At 67.3% G+C, this 16,256-nt stretch carries 15 protein-coding genes and 1 pseudogene; 7 read left to right on the forward strand and 9 right to left on the reverse strand.

Going from position 1 to position 16,256, the window contains the following annotated elements:
* Together ABKS89_RS18015 and ABKS89_RS18020 are read right to left on the reverse strand one after the other, a co-directional pair.
* The gene (locus ABKS89_RS18015) at positions 1-642 is read right to left on the reverse strand and encodes a cysteine hydrolase family protein (RefSeq protein WP_138214481.1); all 642 of its coding nucleotides are present in this window, start codon (positions 640-642) and stop codon (positions 1-3) included.
* Between the two features lie 2 nt (positions 643-644).
* Positions 645-1,502 carry a MurR/RpiR family transcriptional regulator gene (locus ABKS89_RS18020; protein WP_348586407.1) on the reverse strand — a complete coding sequence of 286 codons (858 nt, stop codon included), beginning with the start codon at positions 1,500-1,502 and terminating at the stop codon, positions 645-647.
* A 199-nt stretch (positions 1,503-1,701) separates the two neighbouring features.
* Between ABKS89_RS18020 and ABKS89_RS18025 the strand changes: the two genes are divergently transcribed.
* Positions 1,702-2,283: a sugar O-acetyltransferase gene (locus ABKS89_RS18025; RefSeq protein WP_348586408.1), complete on the forward strand. Its 582-nt coding sequence runs from the start codon at positions 1,702-1,704 to the stop codon at positions 2,281-2,283.
* An 18-nt stretch (positions 2,284-2,301) separates the two neighbouring features.
* Here the strand turns inward: ABKS89_RS18025 and ABKS89_RS18030 are convergent, their stop codons facing one another.
* Entirely contained in the window at positions 2,302-2,553 is a 252-nt protein-coding gene (locus tag ABKS89_RS18030) for a hypothetical protein (RefSeq protein WP_192210771.1), read from the reverse strand.
* Positions 2,554-2,696: 143 nt separating this feature from the next.
* Entirely contained in the window at positions 2,697-4,244 is a 1,548-nt protein-coding gene (locus tag ABKS89_RS18035; protein ID WP_348586409.1) for an MFS transporter, read from the reverse strand.
* A 141-nt stretch (positions 4,245-4,385) separates the two neighbouring features.
* On the opposite strand from ABKS89_RS18035, the pseudogene ABKS89_RS18040 reads away from it, so the two are divergent.
* A pseudogene (locus tag ABKS89_RS18040) lies at positions 4,386-5,276 on the forward strand (LysR family transcriptional regulator).
* Here the strand turns inward: ABKS89_RS18040 and ABKS89_RS18045 are convergent.
* Entirely contained in the window at positions 5,246-5,599 is a 354-nt protein-coding gene (locus tag ABKS89_RS18045; RefSeq protein WP_348586411.1) for a VOC family protein, read from the reverse strand. The pseudogene ABKS89_RS18040 and the gene ABKS89_RS18045 overlap by 31 nt on opposite strands.
* 143 nt (positions 5,600-5,742) lie before the next feature.
* On the opposite strand from ABKS89_RS18045, the gene ABKS89_RS18050 reads away from it, so the two are divergent.
* From ABKS89_RS18050 to ABKS89_RS18060, 3 genes are all read left to right on the forward strand, one after another.
* Positions 5,743-6,531, forward strand: coding sequence for an AraC family transcriptional regulator (locus ABKS89_RS18050; RefSeq protein WP_348586413.1), 789 nt, complete (start codon positions 5,743-5,745; stop codon positions 6,529-6,531).
* 94 nt (positions 6,532-6,625) lie between these two features.
* On the forward strand, positions 6,626-7,225 hold the full coding sequence (locus ABKS89_RS18055) for an NAD(P)H-binding protein (RefSeq protein ID WP_348586415.1): 600 nt from the start codon (positions 6,626-6,628) through the stop codon (positions 7,223-7,225).
* A gap of 5 nt (positions 7,226-7,230) precedes the next feature.
* Positions 7,231-7,551 carry a hypothetical protein gene (locus ABKS89_RS18060; RefSeq protein WP_348586417.1) on the forward strand — a complete coding sequence of 107 codons (321 nt, stop codon included), beginning with the start codon at positions 7,231-7,233 and terminating at the stop codon, positions 7,549-7,551.
* 60 nt (positions 7,552-7,611) lie between these two features.
* Here the strand turns inward: ABKS89_RS18060 and ABKS89_RS18065 are convergent, their stop codons facing one another.
* Both ABKS89_RS18065 and ptrR read right to left on the reverse strand, forming a co-directional pair.
* The gene (locus ABKS89_RS18065; RefSeq protein ID WP_348586418.1) at positions 7,612-8,160 is read right to left on the reverse strand and encodes a hypothetical protein; all 549 of its coding nucleotides are present in this window, start codon (positions 8,158-8,160) and stop codon (positions 7,612-7,614) included.
* A 139-nt stretch (positions 8,161-8,299) separates the two neighbouring features.
* Positions 8,300-9,184 (reverse strand): putrescine utilization regulator PtrR, encoded by an 885-nt coding sequence (ptrR, locus tag ABKS89_RS18070; protein ID WP_348586420.1) that lies wholly within the window; start codon positions 9,182-9,184, stop codon positions 8,300-8,302.
* Between the two features lie 109 nt (positions 9,185-9,293).
* On the opposite strand from ptrR, the gene ABKS89_RS18075 reads away from it, so the two are divergent.
* Complete coding sequence (locus tag ABKS89_RS18075; RefSeq protein WP_348586422.1) at positions 9,294-10,682, forward strand: aldehyde dehydrogenase family protein; 1,389 nt, start codon at positions 9,294-9,296, stop codon at positions 10,680-10,682.
* Positions 10,683-10,754: 72 nt separating this feature from the next.
* Here ABKS89_RS18075 and ABKS89_RS18080 read toward each other — a convergent pair whose 3' ends face one another.
* Positions 10,755-13,031 (reverse strand): nitric-oxide reductase large subunit, encoded by a 2,277-nt coding sequence (locus ABKS89_RS18080; protein ID WP_348586424.1) that lies wholly within the window; start codon positions 13,029-13,031, stop codon positions 10,755-10,757.
* 192 nt (positions 13,032-13,223) lie between these two features.
* On the opposite strand from ABKS89_RS18080, the gene norR reads away from it, so the two are divergent.
* Entirely contained in the window at positions 13,224-14,792 is a 1,569-nt protein-coding gene (gene norR / locus ABKS89_RS18085; RefSeq protein WP_138214494.1) for a nitric oxide reductase transcriptional regulator NorR, read from the forward strand.
* 54 nt (positions 14,793-14,846) lie between these two features.
* Here the strand turns inward: norR and hemN are convergent, their stop codons facing one another.
* Positions 14,847-16,244, reverse strand: a complete 1,398-nt coding sequence (gene hemN, locus ABKS89_RS18090; RefSeq protein ID WP_348586426.1) for an oxygen-independent coproporphyrinogen III oxidase — start codon at positions 16,242-16,244, stop codon at positions 14,847-14,849.
* Positions 16,245-16,256 lie beyond the last annotated feature (12 nt).

The following is a 16,256-nucleotide window of genomic DNA, read 5'->3' on the forward strand; positions in this document are numbered from 1 at the left end:
TCAGGCCAGCGCGGCGATACGGGCCAGCACGCTGTCGGTGTCGGCGATCCAGCAGTAACCCTTGATCGCTTCCAGGCAGGCCTGGTGGCGTTCGGCGGTGTGGGTGGCGCAGGCGTCCTCGACCAGGGTGACGAGGTAGCCACGGTCGGCTGCGTCGCGCACGGCCATGTCCACACACTGATCGGTGACCACGCCGCAGATGATCAGATGGCGGGTATTCAGGTTGCGCAGCACGTAGTCGATGGCGGTGGAGTTGAAGACCCCCGAGGAGGTCTTCGGCAGCACGATCTCGTTCTCCCGCGGCGCCAGGGCGTCGATCACCTGGGCGTCCGGGCAGCCCTTGGGCAGGTGCATGTCGGAGAGCTTGTGGTCCAGCGAACGGTCACGACCATCGGCGGTGAGGCTCTCGATGATGGTGTGCAGCACCTCCCCGCCTACCTCGCGCATCGCCGCCAGCAGGCGCTGCTGGTTGGGGATCACGCTCGCCTCGACACGGTCGTAGAAGTAGCGGTGCGTCGCTGGATCGACATGAGCATCGCGGCCGGGGATGACCCAGGCGTTCTGCATGTCGACGAACAGGATGGCGGTCTGGCCGCGGGTGAACGGAAGGTCACGGGGCGATTGGTGGGGCAAGCTGAACACGGTCATTCCTCGAGGATGTGGCTGCCGAAGGCAGCTCTCAGGTGGTCGATGCCTTCCAGGCGTTCGTCGAGCTGGCCGTCCATGCGCGCTACCAGGCTGGCGATCAGCGCCTCCACCTGGGCCATGGTCGGCACCAGGGTGTCGAAGGGCGATGGGGATTCCACCGGGGCACTGATGATCAGGTCGGCGAACTCCCGCAGTGGCGAGTCATAGATATCGGTGAACAGCACCACGCGAGCGCCACGGGCCTTGGCCGCGCGGGTCACGCCCAGCGCCTGGGCCTGGTAGCGGCGGTAGTCGAACACCACCACCAGGGTCTGGCGGTCGATGTCGCCCAGCTGGTCGGGCAGCGCGGCGCCATCGTCCAGCAACAGGCAACCGCTGCGCAGCATGCGCAGATGCGCCACCAGGTAACCGGCGAGGAAGCGGCTGAAGCGACCGCCGTGGCAGAGCACGCGCAGCTTGGGCTCGAGCAGCCAGTCGCCGAGCAGGCGCACGTCGTCGGCCTGGGTCAGCGCCAGGGTGCGCTGGATGCCTTCGCTGGCGTCGCTCAGGTAGTTGGACCAGACATCGTCGCGGCTCATGCCTTCGCGGCGCCCGGCGAGCAGGGTGCGCGGCGAGCGCAGGCGGTCGTCCACCTCGGCCATCAGCGCGTTCTGGAAGTCGCTGTAGCCGCTGAAGCCAAGCTTCTTCACCAGACGCAGGATGCTGGGATCACTGACCCCGGCCTGGCGCGCGAGGCGCGACATCGGCCCGAGGCCGGCGCGCGGGTAGTCGTCGAGCAAGGCGCGCAGGACCTTGCGTTCGGCCTTGGTGAGCTCGACTTCCGGGGTGTTCAGGCGATCTTTGAGTGTGAGCATGGGGGCGCCTCTTGTTATGGCGCCATTTGTATAATGCGCTTCAGAAACTTTCAATACGTATTTTTTGTAGTATTCACTACAGATTACCGGCGCACTCTTCCGCTCCGCGACGCAGAGCCCTGGAGGCTGTTGCCCAGGAAGGGAACCGGCTCGCCCTGTGCGCGTCGAACACCTCTCAACGCAACAAGGACCCGCCTCGATGAACGAACTGGAAAAAGCTGCTGCCGGGCTGCTCTACGACGCCAACCACGACCCGCAGGTACTGCGCCAGCGCGCCGAGGCCAAGGCGAAGCTCTTCGAGTTCAACCACAGCCACCCGGATGACCGCGAGCGCCGCGAGGCAATTCTCCGGGGGCTGTTCGCGCGCATCGGCGAAGGCTTCGTGATCGAAGGCCCGCTGCATTGCGACTACGGCTTCAACATCGAGATCGGCGAGCGCTTCTACGCCAACGTCAACCTGGTGATGCTCGACGGCGCCAGGGTCACTATCGGCAATGACGTGTTCATCGCACCGAACGTCGGCATCTACACGGCGGGACACCCGCTGGACGCCGAGCGGCGCAACCAGGGATTGGAGTACGCGCACCCGGTGAGCATCGGCGACAACGTATGGATCGGCGCCGGGGTGAACATCCTTCCCGGCGTGAGCATCGGCGCGAACAGCGTGATCGGCGCCGGCGCCGTGGTGGTGCGTGACATCCCCGAAGGCGTGCTGGCGGCAGGGAACCCGGCGCGAGTCATCCGACCGATCAGCGAGGCGGACCGCCAGCGCTACCGCTGACGGCTACGCCACGTTGACTCAGGCGTCGTCGAGGCGCTCGACCCAGCGCTCGGCCGCGTCATGGGACGCCTGGAAGGCTTCCTCGTGGGACTCCCACGGGCCGACCACCACGTCCAGCGGCGACACGCCGGCCGGCATCTTCGCCAGCGACAGCAGCACTTCGCCCACCTTGCCCGGGGCGATGTATCGCGGCGACATCAACACGGCGACACCCGTGGACGTCAGGTACTCACTGGGTGCCATGAACTCCGGCTCGACTGACTGCTGCATGTGTTTCTCCCCCTGGCCCGTTCTGCTCTGGATGGCGGCGACGAGGCGCACAACGCGCACTCTTCCTGATTCCTGACCCAGCCGGACGAACCCCAGTTCCGCTAGCCACCGCCGTCCCGCCGGCTAGCGGACAAACGGCCGTTTCAGGCCGGCACCGGCTCATGCGCCGGCATCGGCCGCTTGAGCAGCGTGCCCACCAGCACCGCGAACACCAGCGCCGCGACGCCCGCCGCCAGCAATACACCCTCGAAACCGCCGATGAAGGCCTGGCGCACACCGGGCGCCAGCGCATCGCGCAGTGTCGGATCGACCAGCGACAGCGCCGCCGTGAAGTCCCCCGCCGCCGCGCGGGTCGCCATCTCGGCAGCCTTGTCCAGTTGCGCAGGAGCAAGTTTTGCCAGCTCGTTACGCAGCAACTGGGCGCTGCGTGCGGCCAGGACGCCGCCGAGAATACCGATGGCCAGCACGATGGCGGCGAAGCGCGTGGTGGTGCTCAACCCCGAGGCCATGCCGGTGCGCTCGCGGGGCACGCAGGCCATGATGTTCTTCTGCGTGTCGCCGTTGAGCAGCCCGGCGCCGGCACCCAGCACCAGGCTGGCGAGGGCGAAGGCCAGGTAACCGCCCTGCCCGGTCGCCAGCGCGCAAAGCAGGTTGCCCGCACCGACCAGCACCAGGCCGAAGGCAAAAATCTGCGCCGGGCTGAAGCGCCCACTCAGGCGCATGCCCACCCGTGGCGCCAGCAGCATCGCCAGGGCGAACGGCAGCATCCCCGCGCCCGCCGCCACCGCCGACAGCCGCAGGCCGTTCTGCAGGTACAGCGGCAGCAGGGTCATCATCACCTGGGCACAGGCGGCGTAGGCGAACATGCCGAGCAAGGCGCCGATGAAGCGGCCGCTGCGCATCAGCCGCAGGTCGATCATCGGCCGCGCCTGGCTGCGCTCCACCAGCACGAACAGCCCCAACAGGCCAGCGCTGACCAGCAGCCGTGCGAGGGTCGGCGGGCTGTCCCAGCCGACGCGATTGCCATCGATCAGCGCCCAGATCAGGTAGCCCAGGCCGCCGGCGAAGGTCAGGCTGCCCAGCGGGTCGAGGCGCGCGGCAGCGCTGTCGCGGGACTCCTCGATGCTGCGCAACGCCATCGCCCCCAGCAGCACTACCAGCGGCAGGTTGAGGTAGAAGATCCAACGCCAGCCCAGGGTGGCGGAAATCACCCCGCCCAACAGCGGCGCGAAAGTGATGGTGGCGCCCATGCACGCGCCCCAGAAGGCCCAGGCGCGCAGGCGCTCCTCGGGTTCGTGGAAGCGATGGCCGATGGCGGCCAGCGCCGAGGTCAACAACAGCGCGGCGCCGACTCCCTTGGCGGCGCGGGCGATATCCAGGAACAGCAGGCTCGGCGCAGCGCCACAGGCCAGCGAGGCTGCGCCGAACAGCACCAGCCCGAGCAGCAGCATGCGCCGCCGGCCGAAACGGTCGGCCAGGCTGCCGGCGGGCAGCAGGCAGGCGGCGAAGGCCAGCAGGTAGGCGCTGACCACCCACTCGATATCGGCGAAGGAGCCGGACAGGTCGCGGGCGATGCTCGGCAGCGAAACGGCGACGATGTTGGTGTCGAGGATGATCAGCGCGCACACCGCCGAGGCGGTCAGCAGGGTGAAACGGGCGGAGGGTCGTGGGCGAATCACAGGGTCGGACATGGCAAGGCTTCCCGCGTTGGCCGGCGCACCGGGTTTTGCCCTCGCCGCGTCAGCCTTGTAGTGTTGCCTCAACGGTAACGCCCGCGTGCGCCGGGCTTGTTAGCCACGGCGGCCTTCGTCATTAGCCTGCGACTAACGAACATGGAAATCCGTCATTTCCGCTACTTCCTCAGCGTCGCCCACCACGGCCACTTCACCCGCGCGGCCGAGCAACTGGGCATCGCCCCGCCGACCCTGAGCCGGCAGATCCAGGACATGGAAAAGGAACTGGGCGTGCTGCTGTTCCAGCGCAGCCAGCGCGAGGTGCGCCTGACCGCCGCCGGCGAAGCCCTGCTGGCGGAAGCCGGACTCGCGGTACGCCAGTTCGACGCCGCGCAACTGGGCGCGCAGCGCGCCGGCCGGGGCGAAACCGGGCATCTGCGGCTGGGTTACGTGGCCTCGGCGGCCTACTCCGGCGTGCTGCAGCAGCATGTCGAGCAGTTCACCCGCGCGCTGCCGGCGGTGAACCTGGACATCAGCGAAGCGCCCATGGCGCAACTGCCGGCGCAGGTGCGCGACGGTACGCTCGACCTCGCCTACGTACGCTCGCCGATGAGCCTACCGGAGGAGCTTGAAGCCATCGCCCTGCAGGAGGAAGGCTTCGTTCTCGCCCTGCCTGCTTCCTCGCGCCTCAACGAGTTGCCGGAGATTCGCGCCGCGCGCTTGAGTGGTGAAACCTTCATCCTCCCGGAGCAGATCTCCGGCACGCTGGAAGTGGCCAGCGCCGGCGGCTTTGCCCCGCGCCTGGGCCAGCAGCCGGGCAGCCTGGTCGCGGTGATAGCGCTGGTGTCCCTCGGCCGCGGCGTCGCCATCGTCCCCGAGTCCGTGGTGCGCCGGGTGCAGTTGCCGTAGGTGAACTACCGCCCGCTCGCTGACTGCGCGCCGCGCTCGTGGCTGTCACTGCTGCACCGGCGCTTCGAGAAATCACCGCTGGTGCGGCGCTATATCGAACAGGTCCGGGCTCAGTCCGCCGACCACACCGCCAGCTCGTAGCCGTCCGGGTCGATGAAATGGAAACGCCGGCCGCCGGGGAAGGCAAAGGTCGCGCGGCTGATGGTGGCGCCGGCGGCTTCGAGGCGCGACTGGGTCTGCGCCAGGTCGTCGGCGTAGAGGATCACCAGCGGGCCGCAGGGGCGTACCGGCTCACCGCTGGTGAAACCGCCGGTCAGGCGGCCGTCGCTGAACTCGGTGTAGGTCGGGCCGTAGTCGGTGAAGCTCCAGCCGAAGACGCTGCCGTAGAAGGCCTTGCTGCGCGCGATGTCGCTGACGTTGAACTCGATGTTGTCGATCTGACGGTCGTTTCCGCGGATACCCATAGTCGCCTCCTGGCAAGTCATGTCGGCCTGATCCTACGGCAAATCCCCGCGAGCAAAGCGCACCGCGCCGGTCGGCCGCAGGCTGATTGGCCATTTTGCGCCGATTGGCGAATAATCATCGCGACTCAGCCAGATTCGCCGCCATGCTCAACATCCCCCTCGCCAGTGTCGACGACGTCGACCGCGCTGTGCTCGCCATCGGCACCGACTACCCGCTCGGCACGCTGCTCAAGCCCCACGCCCACCGCCGCGCGCAGTTCCTCTACGGCATGAGCGGGCTGATGGAGGTCGAGACCGAGGACGGCGCCTGGGTGATCCCGCCCTACAGCGGCGTGTGGATTCCCGCCGGCAAGCAGCATCGGGTGCTGATGCGCGGTGTCAGCACCCGCAGCCTGTACATCGCCCCGCAGGTGCCGGTGCGCGACACCCTGCTGTGCCAGGCGCTGACCGTCTCGCCGCTGCTGCATCACCTGCTGCTGGCCAGCGTCGAGGTGCCGGCGCTGCACGACGAGAGCGGCCGCGACGGCGACCTGATCCGCCTGCTGCTCCATGAGCTGCGCCAGGCCCCGAGCCTGCCGCTGTTCGCCCCGCTGCCGGCGCACCCACGCCTGCTGGAGCTGTGCCGGGACTTCCTGCGCGCGCCAGCCATTGATGTCACGGCAGACCTCTGGGCCAGCGAGCTGCATTGCAGCTCGCGCACCTTCAGCCGGCTGTTCCGCCAGCAGACCGGCCTCTCCTTCGGCGCCTGGCGCCAGCAGGCCTGCCTGCTCGCCGCCGTCACCCGGCTCGCGGCGGGCAACCCGGTCACCCGCGTGGCGCTGGAGCTGGGCTACGACAGCCCGAGCGCCTTCTCCAGCATGTTCCGCCGCAGCCTGGGCGTGGCGCCCAGCAGCTACCAGGCCTCGGCGGACGGTGCTGCGGCAACCGCCTAGCACCGCTGGCGCAATCGGACTGAACCCTCGCCGGCCCTCTCCTTCGATATGCACATGTCGCATCCGTCGGACCACTGCTGTCGAAGGAGCCTTCATGCACAACCTGGAAACCCCGACCCTCAAGCTGGGACTGTTCAAACCCTCGGGCAGCTTCGGCCAGGCGCTGATCGCCGGCGCCCTGCAACGCCAGCACGAAGTGACCGTGCTGCTCGACGACCTCAACCGCCTGCGCGCCCGCCCCGGCCTGCGCTGCAAGCTGGGCAGCCTGGACTCGTCGATCGTGGTCAGCCAGGCCGTTTCGGGGTTGGACGTGGTGTTCGCCTTCCTCGCCGATCAGCCGGAGGAAGAGCTGCCGCCGCAGTGCAGCGCCCTGGTCGATGGCGCGTTGCGTGCGGAAGTGTCGCGCCTGCTGCTGGTGGGCCACTGGGGCTGGCTGGTGGAGCCTGCCGATACCGAGCAGGAACAGCTCGGCGCCGGCCTTGCCCGCAGTCTGAAGGCAAGCGGCCTGGACTGGACGCTGGTGGAAGCACCGCCGATGCCCGAAGGCCTGCGCATCGACGACTTCAGCCGCGCCGGTAGTGCCTCCGCCGAAGACTCTGCCCTGGCGTTCTCCTACGCCGAGGCACTGCTGGACGAGATGCAACTGGGCCTGCACACCGGCCAGTGCCTGCGTCTGCGCAGCGGCGAGGAGTAGCCGCCATGTCCGGTCCCGATTCACTCAGCCAGTTTCTCGGCACCCTGCTCCTGGCACTGGCCTTCAGCGCCTTCATTCTCTTCGTGCGCGGCTACCGTCCCCGAGGCGTGGATGGGCTCTGGTATGACCTGGCACTGGTGTTCATCGGACTCTGGCTGGCGTTGTGGCCGGAGCTTGGCAACTACCTGCGGAGCATGAGCATCGACAGCGCCATCGGCCTGCTGGCGGAGCTGCTTGCCACGCTGCTGGGCGGAGTGCTGGGGGCGGGAGTGGCGTTTGGGTTGCGCCGGGTCATGCGCGAAAGCCGAATGGGCAGGAGGCCGTAGAAGCCCTGAGCCTGACGCGCTCGTCAGGCGGGCAACGGCGGACAACCCTGGTCCTGGGAGTCAGAACAAGGCGTAGCTGAATGGAGTTCCGGAAATCCTTCCAGTTCTGGTGCGCGACTCATAATAGGCAAGACCACCGGCCTCCAGCTTCTCCTCGATCAGTTCGTTCATGCACTGATCGGCGTCGGTGGGGAATACCCCGAGCGCCCAGAAGGAGCGCACATCCAGCTCCGACTTGCGGATTTTCGCCACCTTGGCCAAGTCGGAAATCATGTTCGAGATGCAGTTACCTGGCTGCTGATGCTGCTTGATCTCCAGCGCGACAAAGCGCTCAAGCGCCCAGTGCTTCTTGCGGATGGTGAAATCGGGGCGGAAGAACTGCCGGGACTTCTCCCTCCGGTAGTCGTACTCCAATGCCCATTCACGCCCCCACTCCGGCTCTGACTCATGCTCTGCCAGAAACCGCGCGAACTCCACCTGGAACCAGATTTCCCAGCCGGAGATCTCATAATCCGAGATGACTTTGAACGCCGATTTGAGAGTGCGTCGCGCGAAAAACTCTTCGAGCAGCTCGCTGATGTAATCAAAGTCGGCCTGCGGCTTTTTCATCCGGTTCTACATCCTTTTAGGGTGAATGATTTGATATTGCCATCATCCATCCGAGCGCAACAAGAGTGGCGGAGCGCTCGGTCAATGCATGCTTTCCTTCAGTCGAGCAATGTTCCTCTCAACGGCCAGACGTGAAGTGCTAGGCACCCGCCATATCCAGCGCCGCCGCCTGCTCGTCCACCAGCTGGCGGAACAGCTCCAGTGAGCGCGAGCGTGAATCGCTGCGCCAGATCAGCCAGGTGTTCAGCCGGGCGAAGTCGCCGCTCATGGGCCAGGCGCTGACCGAGGCGCTGCCGGGCATGTTGCTCAGCATGCTGCGCGGCATCACCGCCAGGCCGCCGCCGGCGCTCACGCAGGCGAGCATGCTGTGGTAGGACTCCAGCTCGCGGATGGCGCCGGGGGCCGCGCCGTCGGCGGCGAACCAGCGCTCGAAGTGGTGGCGATAGGAGCAGTTGTCGCGGAACACGTAGATCATCTCGCCGTCGGCATCGCGGCCACGGTGAATAGCTGCGTGGTGCGACGGCGCGACCACCAGCATGTCCTCGTCGAACACCGGCACGCCCTCCAGCGCCGGGTGCTTGATCGGCCCATCGACGAAGGCGGCGATCAGCTCGCCGGCGATCACGCCGTCGATCATGGCGCCCGACGGGCCGGTGGACAGGTCCAGCTCCACCTTCGGGTACTGCTGGTGGTAGCGCGCCAGCAGGCGCGGGATACGCACCGCCGCCGTGCTCTCCAGCGAGCCGATGGGGAAGCGCCCGGTGGGCTCCTTGCCCGACACCACCACCCGCGCCTCTTCCACCAGGCCGAGGATGCGCGTGGCGTAGACGAGAAAGTCGTGCCCGGCGAGGGACAGGCGCAGGCGGTTGTTCTCGCGGATGAACAGGTCGGCGCCCAGGTCCGCTTCCAGCTGCTTGATCCGCGTGGTCAGGTTGGACGGCACGCGGTGCATGGCCTGGGCGGCGGCGGCGATACTCTTGTGGGCGGCCACGGCGCAGAAGATTTCCAGCTGGACGAGGTCCATTTCATTCTCCAAACGAGAGCGTAATCGTCATTATTATTCAGTTTTCATAAGCATGATTCAACGCGACACTGGCTCCACTTCCTGCAACCCACCCTCACAGGAGCGAGCCATGAGCATTTCCCCACAGACCCACGCGATCTCCCGCAACCCTGCCACCGGCGAGGTGATCGATAGCTACGCCTTCGAGTCCGCCGAGGCGCTGGAGCAGTCCCTGGCCCGCGCAGCCCAGGGCTACGCAACCTGGAAGCGCACCCCGCTGGAGCAGCGCGCCGCCGCCCTGGTGCGTCTCGGCCAGGCCCTGCGCGCCAACGCCGATGCCCTGGCCGCCACCATCACCGCCGAGATGGGCAAGCCCATCACCCAGGCCCGTGGCGAAGTGGAAAAGTGCGCCGGCCTGTGCGACTGGTACGCCGCCAACGGCCCGCAGATGCTCGCCCCGGAGCCGACCAGCGTGGAGCACGAGCGCGCCTGGATCGAGTACCGCCCGCTGGGCCCGATCCTCGCGGTGATGCCGTGGAACTTCCCGATCTGGCAGGTGCTGCGCGGCGCGGTGCCGGCGCTGCTGGCGGGCAACACCTATGTGCTCAAGCACGCGCCGAACGTCATGGGCAGCGCCTACGGAATGCTGCAGGCGTTCCAGCAGGCGGACTTCCCGGCAGGCGTGTTCGAAGTCATCAACGTCGGTAACGACCTGGTGTCCCAGGCCATCCGCGATGACCGCATCGCCGCCGTCACCGTGACCGGCAGCGTGCGCGCCGGCTCCGCCATCGGCTCCCAGGCCGGCGCCGCGCTGAAGAAGTGCGTGCTGGAACTGGGCGGCTCGGACGCCTTCATCGTGCTCGCCGACGCCGATCTCGACGTGGCCGTGAAGGCCGCCGTCGCCGGGCGCTTCCAGAACTCCGGGCAGGTCTGCGCCGCGGCCAAGCGCTTCATCATCGAGGACAGCATCGCCGACACCTTCACCGAGCGCTTCGTCGCCGCCACCCGCGAACTGGCGATGGGCGACCCAGCCCAGGCGCAGACCTACGTCGGCCCCATGGCCCGCTATGACCTGCGCGACGAGCTGGATGACCAGGTGCAACGCACCCTGGCCGAAGGCGCCACACTGCTGCTGGGCGGCGGCAAGGCCGAAGGCGCGGGCAACTTCTACCAGCCCACCGTGCTGGCGGATGTGACGCCGGAAATGACCTCGTTCCGCGAGGAGCTGTTCGGCCCGGTGGCCTCGATCATCCGCGCCAGGGACGCCCGCCACGCGCTGGAGCTGGCCAACGACAGCGACTTCGGCCTGACCGCCACGGTGTTCACCGCCGACCTCGCCCGCGCCCGGCAGATGAGCGCCGAGCTGGACGTCGGTGGCGTGTTCATCAACGGCTACAGCGCCAGCGATGCCCGCGTCGGTTTCGGCGGCGTGAAGAAGAGCGGCTTCGGTCGCGAGCTGTCGCACTTCGGCGTGCGCGAGTTCTGCAACGCGCAGACCGTCTGGGTCGACCGCCGCTAAAACGTACCGGCGTAAAAAAGGCGGCCCACCTGAAGAGGTGGGCCGCCTACCAACACAGCACACTATGAGTCGTCAGTCCTGTTGTGCGACACCTCCCTGCACCGATTCGGTTGCGCTTGAGGAAACGGGCGAGAGGACGCCGGAAATCACCTGCCAGGCCATCGACAGTGCGCCGATGATGAACACCACGTCACCGAAGGTGCGCACCCAGCGCAGGGTCTGCAGCAGCGGCTGCTGCATGAAGGCTTCGCTGCGGGCGTACCAGAGGCCGACGTCGACACTGGCGTGGAACTGGATGATGCCAATCGGCAGCAGGCTGGTGGAAAGCATCAACACCAGGCCGCCGTTGAGGCACCAGAAGGCCGTCTTCATCAGCCGCTCGTTGAACTGCAGGTCCGGGCGGATGTAGCGCAGCACCAGCAGCGTGAAGCCCAGGGCGAGGAAGCCGTACACCCCGAACAGCGCGGCGTGGGCGTGGGTCGGCGTGGTGTTGAGGCCCTGGATGTAATACAGCGAGATGGGCGGGTTGATCATGAAGCCGAAGACCCCGGCGCCAAGCATGTTCCAGAAGGCCACGGCGACGAAGCAGGCCAGCGGCCATTTCACCCGCTGCATCCAGGCGGCGCGGTTCTTCAGCCGCCAGTTCTCCCAGGCCTCGTAGCCCAGCACTACCAGCGGCACCACTTCCAGGGCGCTGAAGGTGGCGCCGACCGCCATCACCGGCGTGGTGGTGCCGGAGAAGTACAGGTGGTGGAAGGTACCCGGCACCCCGCCGAGCATGAACAGCGAGGCCGAGGCCAGGCTGGCGGTGGTCGCGGCGCGCACGCTCACCAGGCCCATGCTGGAGAAGATGAAGGCCAGCGCGGTAGTGGCGAAGACCTCGAAGAAGCCCTCCACCCACAGGTGCACCACCCACCAGCGCCAGTACTCCATCACCGACAGGTTGGTGCGCTCGCCATAGGACAGGCCGGCACCGTAGAACAGACCGATGGCGATCACCGAAGCGGACAGCAGCGCCAGCAGGTTCTTGTCGCCCGGCTTGCGGAACGCCGGGAGGATGCCGCGCAGCATCAGCGCAAGCCAGAAGGCGATGCCGAGGAACTTGCCGATCTGCCACAGGCGGCCGAGGTCGACGTATTCATAGCCCTGGTGGCCCAGCCAGAAGTTCCACTGCGGCGGCAGGATCTGCGCGATGGCCAGGAAGTTGCCGACGAAGGAGCCCAGCACTACCACGACCAGCGCCCAGAACAGGATGTCGACGCCCAGCTTCTGGTATTTCGGGTCCTTGCCGCCGTTGATGATCGGCGCGAGGAACAGCCCGGCGGCGAGGAAGCCGGTGGCGATCCAGAACAGCGCGCTCTGGATGTGCCAGGTGCGCAGCAGCGAATAGGGGAACCACTGCGACAGCGGTATGCCGTAGAAGTCCTGGCCTTCCACCGTGTAGTGAGCAGTCCCGCCGCCCAGCATCACCTGGAAGGTGAACAGCCCCACCACCAGCAGCAGGTACTTGCCCAGGGCCTTCTGCGAAGGCGTCAGGCCGACCAGGCTGATCGGGTCGTGCAGCGGCGGGTGCGGCTCTTCCTCCTCCTTGCGCAGGAAGGCCCAGGCCCAGACCAGGAAGCCGACGCCAGCGATCAGCAGCACCACGCTGACGATGGACCACATGACGTTCTCAGCGGTCGGCTGGTTGCCGATCAGCGGCTCATGGGGCCAGTTGTTGGTGTAGGTGGCGACGGAGTTCGGGCGCTCGGTGGCAGCGGCCCAGGCGGTCCAGAAGAAGAAGTGGGTCATCTCTTCACGCCGCTCCAGGCTCGGCAGCGTGTTCTCCTTCATGGCGAAGCTCTTCCGACTGGGTTGCAGCGCCGGGTCGTCACCGAACAGCGCGACGTAATAGGCGGCGGTCTGGCGGATCGCTTCGACACGGCGCTCGCTCAGGGTCAGCACGCCGTTGTCGGTGCGGTTCTGCCGGTATTCACGTTGCAGGCGATTGCGCAGGACGGCCTGCTGGTCGCTGTCGAGTTCGCCGAAAGCCTTGCCGTACAGCTCGTGGGCGCCGATGTCGAGCCAGGCGGTCAGCTCGCGGTGCAGCCAGTCGGCGGTCCAGTCCGGCGCCTGGTAGGCGCCGTGGCCCCAGATGGAGCCGAGCTGCATGCCGCCGACGCTCTGCCAGGCGGTCTGACCGTCGAGGATGTCGGTGCCGGTGAACAGCTGCTCGCCGGAGACGCTGCGCACCTCATCGGGGATCGGCGGCGCCTGGCGGTAAACCTCGCGGCCGAAGTAGCCGAGGATGCCGAAGGTCACCGCCAGCACGGCCAGCAATGTCCACCAGAGTTTGCGGTATTCACCCATGGCACACCTCCGGGGAGGCGGCCACGGCCGCGAAAGCGGCGGTGTCTTCGCAGGCTGAATGTCCTAAAGTGCTTTCGGGCGAATCGTCGTACATGATGCGACTCCTGTGTCAGGCTTATCCTTCAGATGGCAAGCCGCGTGCCACTCGATAACACCTTTGGAATCAAGCACCTGGGAAGCTGAAGAGTCGAAATGACCGCTCACACAAAGGGTTCAAAAGACCTCATCAAGGTAAAAAGTACCTCCTTCCTCAACCGGCTCCTGGCGGACCTGCCCAGCGACCTGCCGGCCGCCGTGCGCCTGCAACGACTGGTCGCCGCCCTGCGCGACGAATTCAGCTGCAGCGCGGTAGTGCTACTGCGCCTGGATGGCGAGCGGTTGCAGACCCAGGCAGCCGTCGGGCTGGACCTGGAAGTGCTCGGGCGCAGCTTCCAGGTCGAGCGCCACCCGCGCCTGGCGCGCATTCTCGAAGAGCGCGAGCCGGTGCAGTTCGCCGCCGACAGCGAACTGCCCGACCCTTATGACGGCCTGCTGCAGGACAGCCCCGACAAGCCCCTGCCCGTGCATGACTGCATGGGCATGAGCCTGCGCGTGCAGGACCGCCTGTGGGGAGCGGTGACCCTCGACGCGCTGCGCCCTGGCAGCTTCGATGCCTCCGTGGCGCGGCGCCTGCAGGAGTGCGCGCCGCTGATCGAGACGGCGCTGCGCATCGGCCAGCTGGAAAACGAAGTGCGCGGCCTGCGCCTGGCGCGCAGCGGCCTGGTGGAGCCGGCGGTGGAATCGCAGAGCAGCATCCTTGGCGACAGCCCGGTGCTGCGCGGCTTGCTCAACGAACTGAAGATCGTCGCCGACGCCGAACTGCCCGTGTTGCTGCAAGGCGAGACTGGCGTCGGCAAGGAGCTGTTCGCCCACTGGCTGCACGCCAATTCGCCGCGGGCGCGCAAGCCGATGGTCCACATCAACTGCGCCGCGCTGCCGGAAACCCTGGCCGAGAGCGAGCTGTTCGGCCACGTGCGCGGGGCGTTCTCCGGCGCCACCCAGGACCGCCAGGGCCGCTTCGAGACGGCCAGCGGCGGCACCCTGTTCCTCGACGAGATCGGCGAGCTGCCGCTGGCGATCCAGGCCAAGCTGCTGCGCGCCCTGCAGAGCGGCGAAATCCAGCGCCTGGGGGCGGACCGGCCGAAGCACGTGGATGTGCGGATCATCGCGGCGACCAACCGCAACCTCATCGAGGAGGTGCGCGAGGGACGTTTCCGCGCCGACCTCTATCACCGCCTCTCGGTCTACCCGGTGCACATCCCGCCGCTGCGCGAGCGCGGCCACGACGTGCTGATGCTCGCCGGGCACTTCCTCGAACTGAACCGCGCGCGCCTGGGGCTGCGCTGCCTGCGCCTGAGCGCGGACGCGGAGCGCACGGTGCTGGCCTACGCCTGGCCGGGCAACGTGCGCGAGCTGGAGCATGTGATCAGCCGGGCGGCGTTGAAAGTTCTCAGCCAGGCGGACTCACGCCATGCGCTGCTGAGCATCGAAGCGGCCGGTCTGGGCCTGGAGGTGACGACCCATCCGGCACCGGCGAAGGTCTCGACGCTGGCAGCCGGCGAGACGCCCTACTCCCTGCAGGCCGCAGTGGACGGCTACCAGCGGCAGTTGCTGCAGGACGCACTGCTACGCCACAACGGCAAGTGGGCCAGCGCCGCCCGCGCGCTGGAGATGGACCCCAGCAACCTGCGCAAGCTGGCGCGGCGGCTGAACCTGCTGTGATTCAAACACAACGGCCCGCCAGGAAAGCGGGCCGTTCTGCATCGGGCAGCAGCGTCAGATGGTGCGCGAGAAGCGCTCCTGCTGCTCGCCACCGAGGTAGGCGTCGAAGGCCATGGCCACGCTGCGCATCATCAGCTGGCCCTGGGGCAGCAGTACCAGCGCGTCGTCGTGCAACTCGATCAGGCCGTCGCCGACCTGCTCGCGCAACTGCCGCAGCGAGCTCTCGAAGTACTCGCCGAAACGAATGCCGTGACGCTCCTCCAGCGGGGCGTAGTCCACGCGGCCATGGCACATCAGCGCGCTGATCACTTCACGGCGCAGGCAGTCGTCGTCGGTCAGGCGATAGCCCTTGTGCACCGGCAGCAGGCCCTCATTGATCCGCGCGTAGTACTGCGACAGCTCCTTCACGTTCTGCCCGTAGGTGTCGCCGACCTTGCTGATGGACGACACGCCCAGGGCGATCAGGTCGCAGTCGGCGTGGGTCGAGTAGCCCTGGAAGTTGCGCTGCAGGGTGCCGTTGCTGCGGGCCACGGTGAGTTCGTCGTCGGGCAGGGAAAAGTGGTCCATGCCGATGTAGACGTAGCCCGCTTCGGTCAGCCGCTGGATGGTCAGTTCCAGCAGTTCCAGCTTGCGCTCCGGCGGCGGCATGTCCTCGCGGCGGATCAGCCGCTGCGCGCGCACCCGCTCGGGCAGGTGCGCGTAGCTGTAGGCGGCGATGCGGTCGGGGCGCAGGGCGATGATCTTGCTGAGGGTGGTGTCGAAGCTCGCCACGGTCTGCAGCGGCAGGCCATAGATCAGGTCCACGGAGACCGACTTGAACTTCGCCTCGCGCGCCGCCGCGACCAGGTCGAAGACCTGCTGCTCGCTCTGCACGCGGTTGACCGCTTCCTGCACCTTCTCGTCGAAATCCTGCACGCCGAAGCTCAGGCGGTTGAAGCCCTGGGCGCGCAGCTCGGCGATGCGCTCGCGGCTGATGGTGCGCGGGTCGACTTCGATGGAGAACTCGTGGGCGTCACTTTCGTCGAGGTTGAAATGCTCGCGCAGGCTGTCCATCACTTCGCTTAGCTGCTCGCTGGTCAGGTAGGTCGGCGTGCCGCCGCCCAGGTGCAGCTGGGTGAGCTTGCGGGTGCCGTCGAACAGCTCGGCCTGCATGGCGATCTCGCGCTTGAGGTAGTCCAGGTATTCCACGGCGCGGTGGGTCTTCTGGGTGATGATCTTGTTGCAGGCGCAGTAGTAGCAGAGGCTCTTGCAGAACGGGATATGGATGTACACCGAGAGCGGCTTGGCCGCGCTCCCGTCGCCGGGATGGTTGCTGCGCCGGGCGGCCGCGCGGTAGTCGTCGGCGGCGAACGCGCCATGGAACTGCGGCGCGGTGGGATAGGAGGTGTAGCGCGGGCCGGGACGGTCGTACTTCTCCACCAGCGCGCGGTTGAAACTCATCGATTCGGGCATGACACGGGCTCC

Source organism: Pseudomonas sp. LABIM340, from assembly GCF_040017195.2.
Taxonomy (GTDB): domain Bacteria; phylum Pseudomonadota; class Gammaproteobacteria; order Pseudomonadales; family Pseudomonadaceae; genus Pseudomonas.